The organism is Halocynthiibacter sp. C4 (genome assembly GCF_028823805.1).
Lineage (GTDB): Bacteria > Pseudomonadota > Alphaproteobacteria > Rhodobacterales > Rhodobacteraceae > Falsihalocynthiibacter > Falsihalocynthiibacter halioticoli.
In genome coordinates, this window is sequence record NZ_JAPEIE010000002.1 from 1182957 (window position 1) to 1203576 (window position 20620).

Sequence of the window (20620 nt, forward strand, 5' to 3'; positions counted from 1 at the left end):
GGGCGAGCGACAGTGCTAAGCCAAGACAAGCCCGTCTTGCTGCGCAGTTAGGAACTGCCGTTTTTCCGCGATCATGGCCGCGATCCGCGCCATTGCGATACCACGCATGAAGAGGCTTGCAGGAAGGAAGGACCATGCCGAAATCGTCCAGATCATCGTTTGAGGGGAAGCAAAAGTGAAGCTGTCAAAGAGGCTGGATGCAGTCTGCATCGCCGCTGGAATTACGAATGGCAGCAAGAAGCCAAGAATGACGTTCAGCCGAGAATCGCGTGTCAGACGATCAACAACATCTCCGCCAGCGGTCGGGTCAAACGTTGGCAGATTTACCCAAACGTTGAAGCTTGCGCCGCGTGATGGCCAACGGCCCATGCGGATAATAATGAGGAAAACAGCAAGCGATACGAGTGAGATCAGATAGCAAAGTCCAGCCGCTGTTCGAACAAGGGAAATTTGCTCGATCGTCGCACCATCAGGAACAGCCAAAACAAACAAGCGCACAGGGCTATAGGGGAAATCCATCGCCATGCCGATCACCGTGCCGACGGCATAGGTAAACTCAGCCAACGTACTTGGATTGCCGGAAACGGCCATGATCTGCGACAGAAGGAAAACCATCAGCATGAGGCTGACATAGCGGATCCGGTTAAACGGCGGCGCATCACGAAACTCGATCAAGCTCGGATAAACCGATGCGTATTCAATCATGACGAGAATCGCGGCGAAAATAGAAATCAGGGCGACGATCTGGTTTGCATCGCTATGCGTGTGCGGCAACACGATCGACGGCGTGGCAATCAGTATGGCCACCAATATCGCGCGCACTGCGGCGCCAGTCAGTCGAGATAACACAGCCCATCTACCCTTTGGTTGGCCCAAAACGCCTTTTACGCGTTTTTTTAGTCCAACTTCGTTCCGTACTTCACGACGGATAGTTTCTTCTTCAGCCAATTTTTGCCCACTTTCCAGTATCGTCGCAAGTAATGGTTAAGTTTGACAAAAAATTTAAGGCAATTTCATGGAAGAACTGGTGCGAGATTGCATCATTCAAAAAAACAGGGTGCGCAGATATTCCGCACACCCCAATATCTTGTAGAGAACCTATGTCGGTCACCTATGAGGTGAACAACCCCTGGGTTAACGTTAAACCCAAGGTCGGCTTACTTCCGCCTGCTTTTCGAAACTCGCGATTGAGTCGACTTTCGCCATTGTCTGGCCGATATCGTCGAGCCCTTCGAGAAGGCAGTGCTTTTTGAAGGCATCCACTTCAAAGGAGATCACCGTGCCGTCTGAGGCCGTGATTTCCTGTGCTTCAAGGTCAATCGTCATCCGCGCATTAGAGCCGTTTTCCGCATATTTCATCAGGAAGTCGCGCTCGGCTTCGGGAAGAACAATCGGCAAAATGCCGTTCTTGAAGCAGTTGTTAAAGAAGATATCGGCAAAGCTTGTGGAAATCACACAGCGGATTCCGAAATCCTTGATGGCCCAAGGGGCATGTTCCCGCGAGGAGCCACAACCGAAGTTATCGCCTGCGATGATAATTTCGGCATCACGATAGGCCGGCTTGTTCAGAACAAAATCCGGAATCTCGTTGCGGTCATCGTCGTAGCGCATCTCGTCAAAGAGATTTACGCCCAGGCCGGACCGCTTGATAGTTTTGAGAAACAGTTTGGGAATGATCATATCTGTATCGATATTGATCAACGGCATAGGCGCCGCAACACCCGTAATTTTCTCGAATTTTTCCATTTCAATCTCCGTGGAGGGGGCTTTCGCCCCCTTGATTTGCTAGGCCTTATTGGCTTTGCGCAGGATTATACCGTACGCAATGGAACCAATGCCATCAGAGAGCAGTTCGATTGCGAGCAAGATGCCCAACAAGCTTGAAGCTGCTTCCAGCGGTTGGTTCAGGACCATAAAGCCAATGATGACAGAGGCGGCGCCCGTAATGAGCATCACCCAGAACAATTTTTCTCCGCGCAGCAACCAGCTCAGGTAGAGGCGCATGACGCCTGTAACCATAAAAAGAATACCCAAAAGCACTGTCAGTGTGATCAGGCCTTTGAATGGGTTGGCGAGAAGCGAGATACCCGCAAGAATGAAAAAGACGGCAAGTAGGATATTCAGAACTTTGGACGTGCCGGAGCCTTCGCCCTTAAAACCAGCGAACAGCGCAAACGCGCCCCCGATCAGGAAGAACCACCCGACCAGTGCTGTAACTGCCAGTGATGCCGCAAAGGGATTCAGAAGCGCGAACACGCCGCCGAGAACCATAAATGCACCAAGAATTATCCAGCTCATTGAACTTTTCATCTTCGTATCTCCTCAATAAAAGTCGCGCCTTCCGTTATGTGAGGTCGCGAATATCTGTCAAATGACCGGTCACCGCTGCGGCAGCCGCCATTTGTGGAGATAGCAGATGCGTACGTCCGCCGCGACCCTGACGTCCCTCAAAGTTCCGGTTTGACGTTGCCGCGCAACGCTCGCCCGGTGCGAGTTGGTCTGGGTTCATGGCAAGGCACATGGAACAACCTGCCATACGCCATTCGAAACCTGCATCAATGAAGATCTGCGCAATGCCTTCTTCCTCGGCTTGCGCACGCACAAGACCAGAGCCAGGAACAACCATAGCCCGCATACCATCCGCGATCTTTTTGCCTTTGAGGACTTCTGCTGCGGCGCGAAGGTCTTCGATCCGGCCGTTGGTGCAAGACCCGATGAATACCGTGTCGATCTTGATGTCGGTGAGCTTTTGCCCTGCCTCAAGACCCATGTACTCGATCGCGCGCTGTGCGGCCTCGACTTTGCCGCCGCTAAAGTCGGACGGGTTTGGAACGGTCGCCGTGATCGGCAGCACGTCCTCAGGAGATGTGCCCCAAGTTACGACAGGCGCGATATCTTCGCCCTTAAGCGTCACGACCTTGTCGAAATGTGCGTCTTCGTCTGTGTAGAGCGTTTTCCACCATGCAAGAGCCGCATCCCATTGCGCGCCTTTCGGAGCGTGCGGGCGACCTTTGACGTATTCGTAGGTGGTTTCATCCGGCGCAATCAGGCCCGCGCGTGCGCCGCCCTCAATGGCCATGTTACAAACGGTCATGCGGCCTTCCATCGAAAGATCGCGGATCGCTTCGCCACAATATTCAATCACATAGCCAGTGCCGCCTGCGGTACCTGTTTCGCCGATAACCGCAAGCGTAATGTCTTTCGCAGTTACACCCGGCTTCAGCTTGCCGGTGATTTCGACCTTCATGTTCTTGGATTTCTTCTGGATGAGCGTCTGTGTTGCCAGAACGTGCTCAACTTCGGATGTTCCGATGCCGTGCGCCAACGCGCCGAACGCACCGTGGGTCGCGGTGTGGCTGTCGCCGCACACAACAGTCATGCCCGGAAGGGTCCAGCCCTGCTCTGGGCCAACGATATGTACGATACCTTGGCGCACATCGGACACAGGGTAATAGTGGATACCGAAATCCTTGGCGTTCTGGTCAAGCGCCTCAACCTGAATACGGCTCTCTTCGTTGTCGATGCCGTTTACGCGGTCCTCTGTGGTCGGCACGTTGTGATCTGGCACCGCGATTGTTTTCTCTGGCGCGCGCACTGTGCGGCCTGCCATCCGCAGCCCTTCAAAGGCTTGCGGGCTTGTCACTTCGTGAACAAGGTGGCGATCAATATAGAGAAGGGTTGTGCCGTCTTCGGCCTCATGCGCGATATGCGCATCCCAGATTTTGTCATAGAGTGTTTTGGGGGACATGGTCCGCTCCCGTCGTTGCTGGAAAAGTCATGAGAAGGGCGCACCCTTCCGGATTCTGGCTCGCGCCAATGGCGCGCCAAACCTATAGGTCGGCGTTGATAGACAGGGATTGACCGTAAAACCGCCAAGGCAAAAAGGCGTGGTCATCTACTTCGTAAATCCGTTTCATGCCGTTGCCATATAAGCTTTAGCCGAGTCTCGCAACGGCTTTCGCTCTTCTTGGATGCGTCTGAGAGCGATATTTCGGACGTTCCGTCAAGCAATCTCGAAGCTGGCTTGCGCACAATCCCTTGAGCAGACACCTGAAACCCTTGTCGCATCGCCCCTCCCTGTGCAAAGATTCCCGTGCGAGCATGAGGGACTATGGATAACGAAGACCCGAACGAAGCAGTTGCACAATCCTTGCCGGAACAGGTTCAGGCCCTGTCAGCCGAAGCTCTGGAATTTGGTGCGACCTTTGTGACCCTTGGCTGGCGCCTTTATCAGGTTTTGCTGATCCTTCTGCTGATCGCGATTGCATATGGCATCGAATACCTTACCCGCCAGAATGTGCGCGAATGGCTCCGCGCGCGGCGCGGGTGGCGTAAATGGCAATTGCGTCTATCCCTGATCCTCCACAAACGGATGCGGCTCATTCTATTTGTCGTGATGATCTGGGCGTTGATTTTCTTCATGCAGGAAGTCACGTGGTATTCACGAACCTACGTTTTGCGTATCGTCGCGTCGATCGCGACAGCATGGCTGGTCGTGTCTTTGGCGGCGCGGGTCATCCACAACCGATTGCTACGACGGATCGTGGTTTGGAGCGCATGGATATACGTCACGCTTCATTTTACGGGCGCATTAGACTCGATTTCGTCTCTGCTGGATTCGGTTGCGATCAACACGGGTGAGGCGCGATTATCACTATTGGACGTGATCAAAGCGTTTGTCATTCTCGCGGCACTTCTCGCTGTGGTTCGCCTTATTGCGCGCATGTCGGCATCAAGGATCAAATCCAACGATGATATCTCCCCGTCTATGCAGGTGCTGTTCGTCAAGGCGATGCAAGTCGTTCTTTACGGCGCTGCTTTCTTCTTTGGGCTTAAGGCGGTTGGCTTTGATCTAACGGGGCTTGCAGTTCTTTCCGGTGCAATCGGCGTCGGCCTCGGTTTTGGTCTGCAGAAGGTTGTGTCTAACCTCGTGTCTGGTGTCATCATCTTGCTGGATAAGTCGATCAAACCCGGTGATGTTATCTCATTGGGTGAAACCTTCGGCTGGATCAACGCGCTCGGTGCACGATACGTTTCGGTCGTTACACGGAACGGCAAGGAATACCTTATCCCGAACGAGGATTTGATTACCGGACAGGTGGTCAACTGGTCCCATTCCGATGCATACGTTCGGCTCGATATCTTTTTCGGTACAGCCTACACAGACGACCCACACCAAGTGCGCCAAATCGCCTGCGAAGCCGCCGGACGCGTGCAGCGCGTTTTGACCCGCACCCACACACCCGTGTGCCATATCGTCGGGTTTGGCGACAGCTCGGTCGACTACATCCTGCGTTTCTGGATTTCCGACCCAACCCGCGGCCTCACCAATGTGCGCGGTTCAGTTTATCTGGCGCTTTGGGATGCGTTTAAAGAACACGGCATCTCGATACCGTTCCCCCAACGCGAGGTTCGGGTTCTCAACGACCCACAGGACGGAATTTCTGCGGTCGAACCGATTTCTCCGCCTTCAAAAGGCGCTTCCGACTAGGCCAATTCATTCGGATTTAAGCGTTTTTCCGCCCGATCTTGCGTCAAAGTGGCAAATGCATCGTTGTGCTGTTGCCATTCCGCCGACATAGGCCTATTCCCCCTGCCCTGACGATTGAGATTCCCTTAATTCGGTGGTATCTTTCGAGTATTCTCGGCACCCTTTCTCTAGGTGCGCATTACGGAGGGCAGGACACTGTCTCAAACATCTGACGCGGCTAAAGGATCGGCCAGCAGCAAATCTGCTTCGGACATGGCAAAAAGCAAGGCGCTTTTGGAGCTTGTTCTGGAGTCTCTTGAAGATGACAAAGCCGAGGATGTTGTCATTATCGATCTGACCGGAAAGTCTCAGATGGCCGACACAATGGTTGTGTGCTCGGGCCGTTCTTCGCGTCAGGTCTCCGCGATCTCCGAGAAGCTTTCGGACCGGATCAAACAAAAGATGGGCTATTTCTCCAAGCTTGAAGGCAAGGGCCAAGGCGACTGGGTTCTGGTAGACGCGGGCGACGTGATCGTTCACGTATTCCGCCCAGAAGTGCGCGAGTTCTACCAGCTTGAAAAGATGTGGCAGTCTGGCGTTCCGGGCTCTGCGGATCCAACTTCGCTTTCCTAAGGCACTCTCATGCGCGTTCATATCTGCGCCGTTGGGCGACTTCGCTCTGGCCCTGAACGCGACCTAATCGACGATTATCTGACACGTTTTGACCGAACGGGCCGCGCCTTGTCGCTCGGGCCAGTTCAAGTGCATGAAGTCGAAGATAAAAAGGGGCTTGGCTCCGAAGAGGAGGCGCGCCTCCTATCCCGCGTCATACCGGATAATGCGCTCGTCGCGATCCTTGATGAACGTGGCAAAGTCATCCCAAGCCCGACATTTGCACAGACGCTTGCGCATTGGCGCGACGACGGGCAAAGCGATGTTGCCTTTGTTATTGGTGGCGCGGATGGCCTTGCCAAATCGCTACGGGCTTCTGCAGATTTCCGGCTCTCTTTCGGGGCAATGGTCTGGCCGCACATGCTGGCGCGGGTCATGCTGACGGAACAGCTCTACCGCGCAGCAACAATTCTTGCGGGTTCTCCCTATCATCGCGCCTGATATGGCCACAGTTCTAAGCTGATTGGTTAAGCTTTCCCTTGCGCGCTTGCCCTTGTCGCTTGCGCTGCGTAGAACAAAGCAACTTCAAGAAACGAGAGACCTATGAGCCCGAAAAAACCAATTGTTTTGTGTATTCTTGACGGGTGGGGCCAAAGTGACTCCAAAGAGGCAAACGCCCCGCTTCTTGCCCATACACCCAATTTCGACCGCATCATGCGCGAAGGCCCCTCCGCGACACTTACCACATACGGACCAGACGTCGGTTTGCCCAAGGGGCAGATGGGCAACTCCGAAGTGGGCCACACCAATATCGGTGCAGGGCGGGTTGTTCCAATGGACCTCGGCCAAATCGACCTCGCAATCGAGGACGGCAGCTTTTTCACAAACGCAGCCCTGACAAAATTCATCGATACCCTGAAATCAACGGGCGGAACCGCACATCTTATGGGCGTTGTTTCCGATGGCGGTGTTCACGGGCATCACGCGCACATCATTGCCGCAGCCAAGGCTGTTGCCGATGCGGGCCTTCCCTGCGTTATCCACGCGATCACTGATGGTCGCGATGTTGCGCCGAAATCGGCGGATCAATTCATCGCAACGCTGCTTACCGGATTGCCCGAGACCGCGCGGATTGGAACTGTCATTGGCCGCTACTTCGCCATGGATCGCGACAACCGCTGGGAGCGCGTTTCACAAGCGTATAACGCAATGATCAAGGCACAAGGGCTTCGCGCTGCAAACGCTGAACAGGCTGTCAAAGAGGCATACGCACGGGGCGAAACAGACGAATTCATCGCGCCAACTGTTCTTGACGGCTTTGAAGGCGTCGTCGATGGCGATGGTATTTTCTGTCTCAACTTCCGCGCCGACCGCGCGCGCGAAATCCTCGCAGCGATCGGCCAGCCGAATTTTGACGCCTTCGAAACCGGCACCCGCCCTGAGCTTGCGGCATTCCTCGGAATGGTTCCCTATTCAGACGCCCACAACGCCTATGTGGATGTGTGCTTCCCCAAGGCGAACCTTGTAAACACGCTCGGCGCATGGGTCGCGAAGCACGACCTAAAGCAGTTCCGCCTTGCCGAAACCGAGAAGTACCCGCATGTGACCTTCTTCCTGAATGGCGGCAAAGAAGAGCCAGAAAAAGGCGAAGATCGCTACATGCCGCTTTCGCCAAAGGTAGCGACCTATGACCTGCAGCCGGAGATGTCTGCCGATGAGGTGACAGACAAATTCGTTGAGGCCATAGAGGCCGGATATGACCTGATCGTCACCAACTATGCCAACCCGGATATGGTTGGGCATACGGGAGATCTTGGCGCGGCGATCAAAGCCTGCGAGGCAGTCGACCTTGGGCTTGGCCGCGTTCTGGATGCGCTCGAAAAGGCTGGCGGCGCGATGGTTGTCACCGCCGATCACGGCAACTGTGAAACCATGGTTGATCCCGAAACCGGCGGACCACATACGGCGCATACGGTTAATCCGGTTCCTGTCGCGCTCTTTGGCGGGCCAGAGGGCGCATCGCTTCGCGTTGGGCGGCTGTCTGATCTTGCGCCGACCGTGCTTGATTTGATGGAGCTTGAAAAACCCGCTGAAATGACAGGCGAGACTCTCATCATCACATGAAGCTAGGCGCCGCCATTCGGGCCTTAGCCCTTATTTTGCTGTCGACCACTCCGGCGCTTGCCGAAGTGGATCCGGCCCATGCTGCCCGCCGCGCCTCGCAACAGATAAGCGAAGCAACTTTGGCGCTGGACAAAGCCGAGAAAGCGAGTGATCGGGTCGCGGCTCTGACCCAAACGGTCGAGGCTTTCGAGGAAGGACTTTCGGCGATGCGCGAGGGATTGCGCCGTGCCACGATCCGTGAACGTGCCATCGAACTTGAATTCGAGGCCCGTCGCGAGGAGGTCGCGCAACTGATCGGGGTTTTGCAATCCATGCAATCCTCGCCCACGCCGCTCTTACTTCTTCACCCTGCCGGACCACTGGGAACAGCGCGAACGGGGATGATGCTCTCCGATGTGACGCCGAGCCTGCAAGCCAAGGTCGAAGGGCTGCGCGCACAGCTTCAAGAAGTCGCCACGCTTCGCGCGCTTCAGGAAAGCGCAGTCGATAGCCTCCGTGAGGGACTGTTCGGCGCGCAACAAGCTCGCGCGCAGCTTTCGCAAGCAATTTCCGACCGTGACGACCTGCCACAACGTTTTTTGGACGAGCCGGAACATCTGCACACGCTTTTGCAAAGCAGTGAAACGCTTGAAGCCTTCGCCAGCGGACTTGTCCCAGATGAGGAAGAGCCTGGTGCTCTGCGTCTCGACTTTGACGCGCTCCAAGGCACGCTGCCGCTCCCCGCAAGCGGAACTGTTTTGCGCCGATTTAACGAAGCCGACGCCGCGGGCATCCGCCGCCCTGGCTTACTCCTCGGCACTCAACCGCTCGCACTCGTAACCGCGCCAGTCCCTGCAACGATCCGATACCGTGGCCCGCTTCTGGACTACGGAAATGTGATGATCCTTGAACCGCAATCCGGCACTCTCATGGTTATCGCGGGTATGAACGAGGTGTATGGTGAGGTCGGCCAAGTCGTTTCAGGCGGCACGGCGATTGGTTTGATGGGTGGCAAATCCCCGAATGCAGAAGAGTTTTTGCAAAATTCTACGGAAGGGAGTGGCGCTCAACGCTCGGAAACGCTTTATATAGAGGTAAGACAGGGCAACGCACCGGTTGATCCGGCTCCGTGGTTTGCTGTGACAAAGGAATAGACGGTATGAAAAAGTTCTTAATGGCGGCAACAGGCGGCGCGGTGCTCGCCGCAATCGTGACAACCCAAGTCGCGGCGCCTTTGCTGGCGCAGGAAGCAGAATCCAAAAGCACAATCTATGAACAACTCGACCTATTCGGCAGCGCGTTTGAACGCATTCGCAGCCAGTACGTCGAAGAAGTCGACGAGGCCGACCTGATCGAAGCCGCGATCAATGGCATGCTAACGTCACTTGATCCGCACTCCAGCTATCTGCCCCCCGCCGATTTCGACGACATGCGCGAACAGACGCGCGGCGAGTTCGGCGGCCTTGGCATTGAGGTGACGCAGGAAGAGGGCTTTGTTAAAGTCGTGTCCCCGATTGATGACACTCCCGCGGATGCCGCAGGTATCGAAGCTGGCGATTTCATCACACACGTGGATGGTGCCAGCGTTTTGGGTCTCACACTCGACGAAACGGTTGAGATGATGCGCGGCCCTGTTGGTTCCGAGATCATCATCACAGTCGTACGCGAGGATGTTCCCGAGCCGTTTGACGTGTCGATCATCCGCGACACAATCAAACTCACAGCTGTACGGACCCGCACAGAAGGTGAGTCCATCGTATTGCGCGTGACAACATTCAACGACCAAACATTCGAAAACCTCAAAGAAGGTATCGAAGAGCAAATCGAAGAAGCCGGCGGCATCGAGAATGTCGAAGGGTTCGTAGTTGACCTTCGTAACAACCCGGGTGGTTTGCTCGAACAAGCGGTTCTGGTTTCGGACGCCTTCCTTGAGGCGGGTGAAATCGTGTCGACCCGTGGCCGCAGCGCCGAAGATGGCGAGCGGTTCAACGCGCGCCCTGGTGATCTGGCCCAAGGCAAACCGATTGTTGTGTTGATCAACGGCGGCTCTGCTTCGGCCTCGGAAATCGTTGCCGGTGCCCTTCAGGATCACCGCCGCGCGATTGTGGTTGGCACAAAGAGCTTTGGTAAGGGCTCGGTTCAAACGGTCATGCCGCTCAAGGGCGACGGCGCGATGCGCCTGACCACCGCGCGGTATTACACGCCATCGGGCCGCTCCATTCAGGCGCTTGGCGTTTCGCCCAATATCATCGTTGAGCAACCCCGCCGTGATCCACTCGCCGAAGAAGAGGAAGAGGATGACGCACCACGCCTTCGCTCTGAAGCTGATCTACGTGGCAGCCTCAGCAACGACTCCATGACAGAGGACGAGCGTCGTCAGCTTGAGGAAGAAGAAGCGAAAGCCGAAGAAGCGGCAAAGCTGCGGGACGAGGATTACCAACTCTCTTATGCGATTGACCTCCTACACGGTCTTTCCGCACTCGACCTCGACGACTAAAGAAACACGGGTTCGGCCTCGGCCGGACCCGCCTTACACCGGCGTTTTCCATGACAGTTTCAAATCCCGACACACGCCCTTACCGTCCCTGTGTGGGCGTTATGCTTGTGAACCAAGACGGCTTGATTTTCGCAGGCCAGCGCAATGACCGCCCCGCACATGAACCGCCAGCCTGGCAGATGCCACAGGGTGGCATCGACGATGGCGAAGCGCCGGAAGCCGCCGCGCTCCGCGAGCTTTTGGAAGAAACAGGTGTCGAGGCCGATAAGGTGACGATCGAAACCCAAACCCAAGATTGGCTTCCCTACGACCTGCCCCAAGATCTTTCGCTCAAACTGTGGAAAGGCAAATACCGCGGCCAGAAACAGCTGTGGTTTTTGATGCGTTTCAACGGGACGGATTCGGACATCAATATCGAAACCGAGGTGCCGGAGTTTTCAGAATGGTGCTGGATGGCGCCCGACAAATTGATCGAGTCAATTGTGCCATTCAAACGCGATCTCTATGGCAAGGTTTTGGGCGAGTTCGGGCCGAAGCTCTAACGCCTCTTATCCAACCTTATAAAACTCTTTGTACCAATCAACAAAGGCGGCAACGCCCTTGGCCACATCGGTTTTGGGGGTATAGCCTGTAAGCTTTTGCAAGAGCGTTGCGTCTGCCCATGTCGCTGGCACATCACCTGGTTGCATCGGCATCATATTGCGCTCGGCTTTGATCCCGATGGCCTTTTCAATTGCGTCGATAAAATCAAGAAGCTGAACCGGTTCTGAATTGCCGATATTCACCACGCGGAACGGCGCCACGGGCGAAAGGCTATCATAACTGGCAATATCGCCCTCGCTTGCGGGCCGTTCTGGAACTGCATCAACCAATAGACGGATCGCCGCCACAAGATCGGTTACATAGGTAAAGTCGCGCCGCATATCCCCGTTGTTGTAAACATCAATCGGGGAACCCTCGAGAATCGCCTTGGTGAATTTAAACAGTGCCATATCCGGGCGCCCCCATGGGCCATAGACCGTAAAGAAGCGGAACATGGTGATCGGCAAATCATAGAGATGCGCATAAGAATGGGCCATGGACTCATTGGCCTTCTTCGTTGCGGCATAGAACGACATTTGCGCATCAGATTTATCCGTTTCAGCATAGGGCATCTTTGTATTCGCCCCATAGGCCGAACTTGTAGAGGCCAAAAGCATATGCGTAGGAGGATAGGCCCGCGCTGCTTCTAGTAATTCGAATGTACCGATCAGGTTGGACTCAAGATAAGTGCGCGGCGCATCAATCGAATACCGAACACCAGCCTGAGCCGCGAGATGCACAACAACATCGAACCGATACTCCGCAAATAGAGAGATCAGCAATTCCGGCTCTTCAAGGCGCGCCACAACTGGCGTGAAATTCGGATGTTCAAGCAGCGCGTGCCGCTTTTCCTTGAGCGAAACATCATAGTAGTCCGTCAGTGCATCAAGCCCGACAACCTTGAAGCCCTCATCAAGTAGCGTCTGGCACAGGTGAAACCCGATGAACCCTGCTGACCCCGTTACCAATGCTGTGCGCATATTATCCGCCTTCTCGTTTCGCTGTTTGGCCGTAGCATAGTGCTATGCCCACCCGATTGAAAACACTTCGTTTTGCAACATTAAAGAGCTGCGCGCGCTGCGCCTGTCGGACGGCACTCAGCACTTGCTCAAACGGGCATTTACGTTTTTCTAAACTTTTTAGCCATTTTAGGGCATACTCGTAACATTATTACACGTCATTTTTGAAAGCTTTGTTATGGCCGATCCATTTCAAGACGTTGATGCCGCTGGCGCCGAGTTCATTCGGCTCTTTGCGGATTTAATGGATCAGCGTCAGTCAGATCCCAAAATGGAGAAGATTGTGGCCGATTATCTCGCACGGCTCACATTCGAACCATCTGGCCTCACAATCGAAGTTGGAGCAGGAGCTGGAGCGGTTACGAGGCGGATTGCCGCGTTTGCCCATCCAACCAAAGTTGTCGGCTATGAACCATCCCACGGTTTTGTCAAAGAAGCCCAGCAGCGCGTAACAGGGCTTGAAAATCTGTCATTCGAAACCGCTGATGGCGCAGCGCTCCCGCTGGAAGACGAGTCAGTAGATAACGTGGTGATGCACACCGTGCTGTCCCATGTGGTTGCCCCCTCCGCCCTCATCAACGAAGGCTTTCGGGTTCTGAAACCCGGCGGCAAGCTGGTCATTTGCGACGTAGATTTTTCAAAAGCCGCATTAGGAAGCTTCCCGAATGACCCACTCGACATTTGCGTCAAAGCGTTCGTAAGCGAGTTTGTAACTGATGCCCATATTGTCGCGAAATTGGGGCCCCTTACCAGCGCAGCCGGATTCAGTGTCGAGCATTTCGACATCACGAGCCGCGTCATCACATCAAAAGAGCAAATGCTACCGTGGGTCACCGAAGCCACCCGCTTGATGGCGGAACGCGGCGAAATCGGCAAAGACTTAGCCGAAGCCCTCGTCGGTGAACATGATCGGCGACTACAGGCAGGGCAGCTCTACGGATATCAAGCAATCGCGACATACATTGCGAGCAAGTAACAGCTGAATCGCCATTGATGTAGATTTCTCTACCGAACTCCCAGAGCTAGTAAATATTTGATTCGTCGCTACAGACGTTCATCGCAAAGAAAATAATCTAGAGCACGTCATTGCGGTTTACGTCCAACGCATACGAGACGAACTGCTTCCGCACAAGAAACGGTGCGCTTTCGGCGCACAAACAGGAACACCACATCACCCAATATTCTGAGAGAAAAAGTGGTGAGCCGTGATGGGTTCGAACCATCGACCTACTGATTAAAAGTCAGTTGCTCTACCAACTGAGCTAACGGCCCACACTGTGGCGCTTCTCTAAGAAAGCGCGGGGGCGGGGTCAAGCCGATTCTGAAGATTTCTTGCAGATTGCTGGTAAATCTTTTTTCCGAGGTCTATATCCGCCTTATGAAACAGGCTTTTGACAGAGATTCCCTGCCGTTTATGAAAATGCACGGGCTGGGTAACGATTTTGTCGTGATTGATTCCCGACAAACAGGCGCGATTGTGACGCCTGATTTGGCGCGCGCAGTGGGTCATCGCCACACCGGCGTAGGATTCGATCAGCTTGCAGAGATCCTCAAAAGCAATGAGACAGACGCAGAGCTTGTTTTTTACAACTCTGATGGCTCGACCTCGGGCGCGTGCGGGAATGCTACGCGCTGTATCGCGCGGCATTTGATGAACGAATCCGGAGCCGACAAGATCAGCCTGAGAACCGAGCGTGGTATTCTTTTGGGCGAAGATGCCGGCAATGGGCTTACCCGAATCAATATGGGTGCGCCGCTGCTGCAATGGGATGAAATACCGATCGCCTCAAAGATGGATACGCTCTCTCTCCCGATTGAGGGTGATCCAGTAGCCACGGGCATGGGCAACCCCCATTGCACTTTCATCGTTGAGGACGCTGAGTCTGTTGATTTGGAAAAGCTCGGAGCCGAGTTCGAAACTCATCCGCTTTACCCCGAGCGCACGAATGTTGAGTTCATCTCGCATGTTGCGCCAAACCGGATTCGCATGCGGATTTGGGAGCGCGGTGTTGGCGTGACGATGGCCTCTGGCTCTGGAAGCTGTGCGAGCGCTGTAGCGGCGGCGCGGCGTGGTCTCACGGGGCGTTGTGTCGAGGTTGTTACCGATGGTGGGATGCTCACGATCGATTGGCGTGACGATGGCGTCTGGATGACAGGGCCAACGATGCATGCATTTGACGCGAGCCTTTCGCGGCAGTTTCTGGAGTCGATCTGATGGCTGTGCCAAAGTTCACCACGCTGGGGTGCCGCCTGAACGCCTATGAAACCGAGGCGATGAAGGAACTCTCCGAAGCAGCAGGCGTCAAAGACGCCGTTGTTGTGAACACTTGCGCCGTAACGGCGGAGGCCGTGCGCAAGGCGCGTCAGGAGATTCGGAAGCTTCGGCGTGAAAACCCTGATGCCAAACTCATCGTTACCGGATGCGCCGCCCAAACCGAGCCGCAAACCTTTTCTGCGATGGATGAGGTTGATTTGGTGATTGGCAACACAGAGAAAATGCAGCCCGAAACGTGGTCTCGTATGGGGCCGGATTTCATCGGCAAAACCGAAGCGGTTCAGGTTGACGACATCATGGCCGTGACCGAAACCGCAGGGCACTTGATTGACGGGTTTGGTACACGCAGCCGCGCGTATGTTCAGGTACAGAATGGCTGTGATCATCGTTGTACGTTTTGCATCATTCCCTATGGCCGCGGCAATTCCCGCTCAGTACCGGCGGGCGTGGTGGTTGATCAGATCAAACGCCTTGTGGATCGCGGCTTTAATGAAGTCGTGCTCACAGGGGTGGACCTTACAAGCTGGGGCGCGGACTTGCCCATGACGCCAAAGCTGGGCGATCTGGTTATGCGGATATTGCGACTCGTTCCGGACTTGCCGCGCCTTCGCATTAGCTCGATTGACTCGATCGAGGTGGACGAGAGCCTAATGCAAGCCATTGCGACGGAGCCGCGTTTGATGCCTCATTTGCATCTGTCTTTGCAGGCGGGCGATGACATGATCCTAAAGCGGATGAAACGCCGTCACTTGCGCGATGATGCCATCCAGTTCTGTGAGGAGGCCCGTGCATTGCGGCCGAATATGACTTTTGGCGCAGACATCATCGCCGGTTTCCCGACAGAGACAGACGCAATGTTTGAAAATTCGATCAAACTTGTTTCCGAATGTGATCTCACGTGGCTGCACGTATTCCCTTACTCCGCACGCGAAGGAACGCCTGCGGCGCGGATGCCCGCTGTTGATGGGAAAACGATCAAAAACCGCGCCGCCCGTCTTCGAGCAGAGGGCGAGAAACAGGTCGCCGCACATCTGGCGTCGCAAATCGGCAAGACACACTCTGTTCTGATGGAAAACCCACACATGGGGCGCACAGAGCAATTCACTGAAGTAACGTTTGCCGACCCACAAGCGGAAGGGCAGATTGTAACCGCCGCGATCAAATCAAGCCAAGGCAACCAGCTCGTCGCATGACCGATCACTCCGCCATTCTTTATTCATTCCGCCGCTGCCCCTATGCGATGCGAGCGCGTCTTGCTCTCGCAAGCGCGGGGATCAAATGCGAGTTACGGGAAATTCTGCTGCGCGACAAACCAGAGGAGATGCTCGCGGCCTCGCCCAAGGGAACCGTACCTGTTCTCATCGCAGAGGGCGAAGTGATCGACGAGAGTCTCGACATCATGTTGTGGTCATTGAAGCGCAATGATCCGGAAGCGTGGCTAGATGTGCCGAACGAGGCATTTGCCCTGATTGAACGCTCGGACACCGAATTCAAAACCGCGCTCGACCGCTATAAATACGCCACTCGATATGAGGACGCAGACCGCGAAACCGAACGCGAAAAGGCCGCTGTGTTTTTGCGCGATCTTGATCAACGCCTATCGGAAAACACCTTCCTCTTTGGCGAAACACGCACAATAGCCGATATGGCGACAGTGACCTTCGTGCGCCAATACGCGAATGTAGATCGGGCTTGGTTTGACACACAAGATTGGCCCCACCTGATCCGTTGGCTTGAAGAGTTTCTGGCTTCCGAGCGGTTTGCCAAGATCATGGTGAAGCATCCTGTTTGGCAAAGTGGCACAAAAGGCATTGATTTCCCTTAAAGCTGTGTGCGGTTTTCGCTTGCGCGTTGCCCTTGCTCTGCGGAACATGTGCGCGCTTGAACGAAAGGCCTGCCATGCACCCCAATCCGGTTTTCCGCAAATCAACAATTGAACAAAACCTACAGTTCGCGCGCGAGCGCGGGTTCGGCACACTTGCGGTTAACGGCGAAGCTGGCCCAACGCTGGCACATGTCCCATTCTGGATTTCGCCGGATGGCTCATATGCCGAGATGCACCTTGTGCGGTCCAATCCGATCATTCGTGGTATAGAAGGAATTCAAAAGGCGGTTTTGGCGGCTACAGGTCCAGATGGTTACATTTCGCCCGATTGGTACGAGATGGATGATCAGGTACCCACGTGGAATTATGTGGCAGTGCATTTACGCGGAGAGTTGGAAGTTCTACCCGCCGCGGAACTTCGCGGCCATCTTGACCGCCTCTCCGAAGTGAATGAAGCTCGGCTTTTGCCAAAAGAGCCTTGGCTCACGAGTAAGATGCCCGAAGAGGCCCTCGCCAAGATGATGCGGATGATTACTCCGTGCCGCCTAACAATCGAAAACGTCGAAGGCACTTGGAAGCTTGGACAGAACAAGCCCGAAGACGCCCGCAAATCCGCTGCGGGGTTCGTAAAAACATATGACCACGGCCAAGAAACAACCATGCTCGCAGCCCTGATGACGGGCGTTCAGGAGGATTAAACCATGCAACTGTATTATAGCCCGACGTCACCCTTTGTGCGCAAAATCATGGTTCTGCTTCATGAAACAGGCCAGCTTGAAGACGTTGAAAAGCTCCCGACCTCAGGGACGCCCCTCGCTCCTGCCAAAGGCCTTCCGGCTCATAACCCGCTAGGCAAAGTTCCTGCGCTTGCTCGTGACGGCGCCCCTACGCTGTATGACAGCCGCGTAATTTGTCAGTTCCTTGATGATCGTGCGCGAGCTTCGCTTTATGGCGAAGGCGAGAGCAAATGGAGCAACCTCGTTATCGAGGCCACCGCCGATGGAATAGTCGATGCCGCTCTGCTTATGGTCTATGAGCGTCGCCTCCGCCCCGACGACAAACAATTCCACGACTATATCGAATCCCAATGGCACAAAGTTGAGCAAGCCGTTGAGGCACTTGATCAAAAATGGCTGTCAAACCTCTCTGGTCCCTTGTCGATCGGGCAAATTGCGGTTGGATGTGCGCTCGGATACCTCGATTTTCGCCATGACGCCCGTGGTTGGAGAAAAAATGCAGGCGGATTAGACGATTGGTATGCTAAATTCAGCGAACGCCCGTCGATGAAAGCAACGATTCCTGCTGGATAGGGCAGAATCGGGGTGCGAAAACCCCACATTTGAACAGAAGAAGCTATCTGCGCCAGATTGACCGCTAGACGTAGGCGTATCAGACAGCTAAAAGCCGCGATAAGCCAGTTTTGTCCGCAAAGCTGACGTTCGTTTCCGGCCTTGGTGGCCAATAAATGGAGAGATACTCGTGTCCCACGCAGAAGATCACGAAGGCACACGCCGGGATTTCCTGTACTATGCGACCGCTGGTACTGCCACAGTCGCGACTGGTGCAGCCGTCTGGCCGCTGGTCAATCAGATGAATCCCAGCGCAGATGTCCAAGCCCTGGCGTCAATTCGCGTTGACGTTGCGGATATTGAACCCGGCACGCAGCTCACAGTTAAGTGGCTGGGTAAACCCGTGTTTATCCGTCGTCGCACGCAGGAAGAAATCGATGAAGCCCGTGCAGTTGATCTGGGCGATCTTCCAGACAATGAATCGCGCAACGCAAATCACCCCGGCGACGCAAGCGACGAAAACCGTGCGCTCGACGAATCCGGTGAATGGCTTGTGATGATGGGCGTTTGTACGCACCTTGGTTGTGTGCCGCTCGGCGATGGCGCTGGTGACTTCGACGGTTGGTTCTGCCCATGCCACGGTAGCCACTACGACACAGCCGGTCGTATCCGCAAAGGCCCCGCGCCGACAAACCTTCCGGTTCCTGTCGCGGTCTTTGAAGACGAAACAACAATCAAACTCGGATAGGGAGAACGTAATGTCTGGAATTCCTCACGATCATTACGAGCCCAAGACGGGCTTTGAAAAATGGCTACACGAGCGCCTGCCCGTTGTCGGCCTTGTCTATGACACGATCATGATCCCCACACCCAAGAACCTTAACTGGATGTGGATCTGGGGTATCGTGCTGGCTTTCTGCCTTGTTCTGCAGATCGTAACTGGCATCATCCTCGCAATGCACTACACACCGCATGTTGACCTTGCCTTCGCAAGTGTTGAGCACATTATGCGGAACGTAAACGGCGGCCATATGCTCCGCTACCTGCACGCAAACGGCGCGTCTTTGTTCTTTATCGCTGTTTACCTGCACATTTTCCGTGGCCTTTACTACGGTTCCTACAAATCCCCGCGCGAAGTGACTTGGATCATCGGGATGCTCATCTATCTTGCGATGATGGCAACCGGCTTCCTTGGCTACGTGCTTCCATGGGGTCAGATGTCCTTCTGGGGCGCAACCGTTATCACCGGCCTCTTTGGTGCGGTTCCGTTCGTTGGCGAAGCAATCCAGACTTGGCTGCTTGGCGGACCTGCGGTTGATAACGCAACGCTGAACCGCTTCTTCTCGCTGCACTACCTCCTGCCGTTCGTGATTGCAGGTCTTGTGATCGTTCACATCTGGGCGTTCCACACGACAGGCAACAGCAACCCGACAGGTGTTGAGGTGCGTCGCGGCTCCAAGAAAGAAGCTGACGCAGACACGCTACCATTCTGGCCCTACTTCGTGATCAAGGATTTCTTTGCTCTCGCTGTTGTGCTCGTCGTGTTCTTCGCTGTTGTCGGCTTTATGCCAAACTACCTTGGCCACCCTGACAACTACATCGAAGCCAACCCACTCGTGACACCTGCGCACATCGTTCCTGAATGGTACTACCTGCCGTTCTACGCGATCCTGCGGGCCTTCACCGCGGATGTTTGGGTCGTACAGATTGCTTCCTTCGTAACTGGCGGCATTGTTGACGCAAAGTTCTTCGGTGTTATCGCGATGTTCGCTGCGATCTTTGTAATGGCACTGGCGCCTTGGCTGGATACATCCAGCGTTCGCTCTGGCCGTTACCGTCCGATGTTCAAATGGTGGTTTGCCCTGCTCGCCCTCGACTTCATCGTTCTGATGTGGGCCGGCGCGATGCCAGCGGAGCCTCCGTTCTCCACCATCTCGCTCATTGGCGCGACTTACTGGTTTGCTTACTTCCTCGTTATCCTCCCACTACTGGGTGTAATCGAGAAACCGCTGCAAACTCCTGCGACAATCGAAGATGATTTCAACGCCCACTACCCCAAAGATGCGTCTGATGATGCATCGGCGGCGAAGTGAGAAAGGTTTAGAGACAATGTTTAAGAAACTCACCCTTTCCGCACTGGCTGCTGTCGCTCTGACAGCAGGAGCGGCGAACGCTGCGGGCGACGCTGGACACGTGCACGATGTGGACTTCTCCTTCGAAGGACCATTCGGCAAATACGACCAAAACCAGCTTCAGCGCGGCCTTAAGGTCTACACCGAAGTTTGTTCGTCCTGCCACGGCCTCCAGTATGTGCCTCTGCGCACGCTGGCAGACGAAGGAGGTCCACACCTACCTGAAGATCAGGTTCGCGAATACTCAACACAGTTCGAAGTCTTTGACGCAGAGCTTGATGACTTCCGCGAAGCCAAACCCGCTGACCACTTCCCTGCTTCGGCACTGGAAGAGGCTCCTGACCTTTCGCTCATGGCCAAGAAGCGCGCTGCGTTCCACGGCCCAATGGGTACAGGTCTGAACCAACTCTTCCGTGGCATCGGTGGCCCAGAGTATATCGCCGGTATTCTCACAGGCTACACAGGTGAAGAGAAGGAAGAAGCAGGAACAACATTCTATGAAAACACCGCTTTCCCAGGTGGCTGGATCGCTATGGCGCCACCACTCTACGGTGAGGATGTTGATTTTGACGATGGCCACAGCAACGATCTGCACCACGAAGCAGAAGACCTCGCGGCCTTCCTGATGTGGGCAGCCGAGCCAAAGATGATGGCGCGCAAACAGGTCGGTTTCACCGCCGTATTGCTTCTGTCGCTTCTTTCGGTGCTGTTGTTCCTGACCAACAAAAAGCTCTGGGCGCCTCACAAAGGCAAAAAGACAAACGTCTAAGCCAGACGCAAAACCAAAAAGAAACGCGCTCCTCGGGGCGCGTTTTT

At 54.9% G+C, this 20620-nt stretch carries 21 protein-coding genes and 1 tRNA gene; 16 read left to right on the forward strand and 6 right to left on the reverse strand.

The window, feature by feature from the left end:
• Positions 1 to 15: 15 nt before the first annotated feature.
• The 4 genes from OU789_RS13040 to leuC form a co-directional block, all read right to left on the reverse strand.
• Positions 16 to 948 (reverse strand): hypothetical protein, encoded by a 933-nt coding sequence (locus tag OU789_RS13040; protein WP_317134917.1) that lies wholly within the window; start codon positions 946 to 948, stop codon positions 16 to 18.
• A gap of 192 nt (positions 949 to 1140) precedes the next feature.
• On the reverse strand, positions 1141 to 1746 hold the full coding sequence (gene leuD / locus OU789_RS13045; RefSeq protein ID WP_274655962.1) for a 3-isopropylmalate dehydratase small subunit: 606 nt from the start codon (positions 1744 to 1746) through the stop codon (positions 1141 to 1143).
• Between the two features lie 39 nt (positions 1747 to 1785).
• A complete protein-coding gene (locus OU789_RS13050; RefSeq protein WP_263952007.1) occupies positions 1786 to 2310 on the reverse strand; it encodes an HdeD family acid-resistance protein in 525 nt (174 codons plus the stop codon).
• Between the two features lie 34 nt (positions 2311 to 2344).
• Positions 2345 to 3748, reverse strand: a complete 1404-nt coding sequence (gene leuC / locus OU789_RS13055) for a 3-isopropylmalate dehydratase large subunit (RefSeq protein WP_263952006.1) — start codon at positions 3746 to 3748, stop codon at positions 2345 to 2347.
• A gap of 363 nt (positions 3749 to 4111) precedes the next feature.
• Here leuC and OU789_RS13060 point away from each other — a divergent pair, with 363 nt between their 5' ends.
• From OU789_RS13060 to OU789_RS13090, 7 genes are all read left to right on the forward strand, one after another.
• Positions 4112 to 5491 carry a mechanosensitive ion channel family protein gene (locus OU789_RS13060; RefSeq protein ID WP_274655963.1) on the forward strand — a complete coding sequence of 460 codons (1380 nt, stop codon included), beginning with the start codon at positions 4112 to 4114 and terminating at the stop codon, positions 5489 to 5491.
• Between the two features lie 252 nt (positions 5492 to 5743).
• Entirely contained in the window at positions 5744 to 6103 is a 360-nt protein-coding gene (gene rsfS, locus OU789_RS13065) for a ribosome silencing factor (RefSeq protein ID WP_263952004.1), read from the forward strand.
• Between the two features lie 9 nt (positions 6104 to 6112).
• The gene (gene rlmH, locus OU789_RS13070; protein WP_274655964.1) at positions 6113 to 6583 is read left to right on the forward strand and encodes a 23S rRNA (pseudouridine(1915)-N(3))-methyltransferase RlmH; all 471 of its coding nucleotides are present in this window, start codon (positions 6113 to 6115) and stop codon (positions 6581 to 6583) included.
• A gap of 102 nt (positions 6584 to 6685) precedes the next feature.
• Positions 6686 to 8206, forward strand: a complete 1521-nt coding sequence (gene gpmI, locus OU789_RS13075; RefSeq protein WP_274655965.1) for a 2,3-bisphosphoglycerate-independent phosphoglycerate mutase — start codon at positions 6686 to 6688, stop codon at positions 8204 to 8206.
• Positions 8203 to 9339 (forward strand): murein hydrolase activator EnvC family protein, encoded by a 1137-nt coding sequence (locus tag OU789_RS13080; protein WP_274655966.1) that lies wholly within the window; start codon positions 8203 to 8205, stop codon positions 9337 to 9339. Before gpmI ends, OU789_RS13080 begins: the two co-directional genes overlap by 4 nt.
• Positions 9340 to 9344: 5 nt before the next feature.
• On the forward strand, positions 9345 to 10682 hold the full coding sequence (locus tag OU789_RS13085; RefSeq protein ID WP_274655967.1) for a S41 family peptidase: 1338 nt from the start codon (positions 9345 to 9347) through the stop codon (positions 10680 to 10682).
• Positions 10683 to 10732: 50 nt separating this feature from the next.
• A complete protein-coding gene (locus OU789_RS13090; protein ID WP_274655968.1) occupies positions 10733 to 11224 on the forward strand; it encodes an RNA pyrophosphohydrolase in 492 nt (163 codons plus the stop codon).
• 6 nt (positions 11225 to 11230) lie between these two features.
• On the opposite strand, the gene OU789_RS13095 is transcribed toward OU789_RS13090, so the two are convergent.
• Entirely contained in the window at positions 11231 to 12244 is a 1014-nt protein-coding gene (locus tag OU789_RS13095) for an NAD-dependent epimerase/dehydratase family protein (protein WP_274655969.1), read from the reverse strand.
• Positions 12245 to 12461: 217 nt separating this feature from the next.
• On the opposite strand from OU789_RS13095, the gene OU789_RS13100 reads away from it, so the two are divergent.
• A complete protein-coding gene (locus OU789_RS13100) occupies positions 12462 to 13259 on the forward strand; it encodes a methyltransferase domain-containing protein (protein ID WP_274655970.1) in 798 nt (265 codons plus the stop codon).
• 220 nt (positions 13260 to 13479) lie between these two features.
• Here the strand turns inward: OU789_RS13100 and OU789_RS13105 are convergent.
• Positions 13480 to 13555, reverse strand: a tRNA-Lys gene (locus OU789_RS13105).
• Positions 13556 to 13661: 106 nt separating this feature from the next.
• Here OU789_RS13105 and dapF point away from each other — a divergent pair.
• The 8 genes from dapF (at position 13662) to OU789_RS13145 (ending at position 20573) form a co-directional block, all read left to right on the forward strand.
• A complete protein-coding gene (gene dapF / locus OU789_RS13110) occupies positions 13662 to 14498 on the forward strand; it encodes a diaminopimelate epimerase (protein WP_274656043.1) in 837 nt (278 codons plus the stop codon).
• Positions 14498 to 15751 (forward strand): tRNA (N(6)-L-threonylcarbamoyladenosine(37)-C(2))-methylthiotransferase MtaB, encoded by a 1254-nt coding sequence (gene mtaB / locus OU789_RS13115; RefSeq protein WP_274655971.1) that lies wholly within the window; start codon positions 14498 to 14500, stop codon positions 15749 to 15751. Before dapF ends, mtaB begins: the two co-directional genes overlap by 1 nt.
• Entirely contained in the window at positions 15748 to 16383 is a 636-nt protein-coding gene (locus tag OU789_RS13120; RefSeq protein ID WP_274655972.1) for a glutathione S-transferase, read from the forward strand. The genes mtaB and OU789_RS13120 overlap by 4 nt, the downstream gene beginning before the upstream one ends.
• 74 nt (positions 16384 to 16457) lie before the next feature.
• Positions 16458 to 17081, forward strand: a complete 624-nt coding sequence (locus OU789_RS13125) for an FMN-binding negative transcriptional regulator (protein WP_274655973.1) — start codon at positions 16458 to 16460, stop codon at positions 17079 to 17081.
• A 3-nt stretch (positions 17082 to 17084) separates the two neighbouring features.
• Complete coding sequence (locus OU789_RS13130; RefSeq protein WP_274655974.1) at positions 17085 to 17693, forward strand: glutathione S-transferase; 609 nt, start codon at positions 17085 to 17087, stop codon at positions 17691 to 17693.
• Positions 17694 to 17862: 169 nt separating this feature from the next.
• A complete protein-coding gene (gene petA, locus OU789_RS13135; RefSeq protein ID WP_263951980.1) occupies positions 17863 to 18420 on the forward strand; it encodes a ubiquinol-cytochrome c reductase iron-sulfur subunit in 558 nt (185 codons plus the stop codon).
• Between the two features lie 10 nt (positions 18421 to 18430).
• The gene (gene petB / locus OU789_RS13140) at positions 18431 to 19765 is read left to right on the forward strand and encodes a cytochrome b (RefSeq protein ID WP_274655975.1); all 1335 of its coding nucleotides are present in this window, start codon (positions 18431 to 18433) and stop codon (positions 19763 to 19765) included.
• 16 nt (positions 19766 to 19781) lie between these two features.
• The gene (locus OU789_RS13145; protein WP_263951978.1) at positions 19782 to 20573 is read left to right on the forward strand and encodes a cytochrome c1; all 792 of its coding nucleotides are present in this window, start codon (positions 19782 to 19784) and stop codon (positions 20571 to 20573) included.
• Positions 20574 to 20620 lie beyond the last annotated feature (47 nt).

Excerpts from the sequence above, each read along its gene's own strand:
- rsfS (WP_263952004.1), top strand. The coding sequence starts at position 5,744 with ATGGCAAAAAGCAAGGCGCTTTTGGAGCTTGTTCTGGAGTCTCTTGAA.
- rlmH (WP_274655964.1), top strand. The coding sequence starts at position 6,113 with ATGCGCGTTCATATCTGCGCCGTTGGGCGACTTCGCTCTGGCCCTGAA.
- OU789_RS13145 (WP_263951978.1), top strand. The coding sequence starts at position 19,782 with ATGTTTAAGAAACTCACCCTTTCCGCACTGGCTGCTGTCGCTCTGACA.
- leuC (WP_263952006.1), bottom strand. The coding sequence starts at position 3,748 with ATGTCCCCCAAAACACTCTATGACAAAATCTGGGATGCGCATATCGCG.
- OU789_RS13130 (WP_274655974.1), top strand. The coding sequence starts at position 17,085 with ATGCAACTGTATTATAGCCCGACGTCACCCTTTGTGCGCAAAATCATG.
- OU789_RS13095 (WP_274655969.1), bottom strand. The coding sequence starts at position 12,244 with ATGCGCACAGCATTGGTAACGGGGTCAGCAGGGTTCATCGGGTTTCAC.
- OU789_RS13120 (WP_274655972.1), top strand. The coding sequence starts at position 15,748 with ATGACCGATCACTCCGCCATTCTTTATTCATTCCGCCGCTGCCCCTAT.
- OU789_RS13090 (WP_274655968.1), top strand. The coding sequence starts at position 10,733 with ATGACAGTTTCAAATCCCGACACACGCCCTTACCGTCCCTGTGTGGGC.
- dapF (WP_274656043.1), top strand. The coding sequence starts at position 13,662 with ATGAAACAGGCTTTTGACAGAGATTCCCTGCCGTTTATGAAAATGCAC.
- OU789_RS13060 (WP_274655963.1), top strand. The coding sequence starts at position 4,112 with ATGGATAACGAAGACCCGAACGAAGCAGTTGCACAATCCTTGCCGGAA.
- OU789_RS13085 (WP_274655967.1), top strand. The coding sequence starts at position 9,345 with ATGAAAAAGTTCTTAATGGCGGCAACAGGCGGCGCGGTGCTCGCCGCA.
- mtaB (WP_274655971.1), top strand. The coding sequence starts at position 14,498 with ATGGCTGTGCCAAAGTTCACCACGCTGGGGTGCCGCCTGAACGCCTAT.
- petB (WP_274655975.1), top strand. The coding sequence starts at position 18,431 with ATGTCTGGAATTCCTCACGATCATTACGAGCCCAAGACGGGCTTTGAA.
- OU789_RS13125 (WP_274655973.1), top strand. The coding sequence starts at position 16,458 with ATGCACCCCAATCCGGTTTTCCGCAAATCAACAATTGAACAAAACCTA.
- OU789_RS13080 (WP_274655966.1), top strand. The coding sequence starts at position 8,203 with ATGAAGCTAGGCGCCGCCATTCGGGCCTTAGCCCTTATTTTGCTGTCG.
- leuD (WP_274655962.1), bottom strand. The coding sequence starts at position 1,746 with ATGGAAAAATTCGAGAAAATTACGGGTGTTGCGGCGCCTATGCCGTTG.
- OU789_RS13100 (WP_274655970.1), top strand. The coding sequence starts at position 12,462 with ATGGCCGATCCATTTCAAGACGTTGATGCCGCTGGCGCCGAGTTCATT.
- OU789_RS13050 (WP_263952007.1), bottom strand. The coding sequence starts at position 2,310 with ATGAAAAGTTCAATGAGCTGGATAATTCTTGGTGCATTTATGGTTCTC.
- gpmI (WP_274655965.1), top strand. The coding sequence starts at position 6,686 with ATGAGCCCGAAAAAACCAATTGTTTTGTGTATTCTTGACGGGTGGGGC.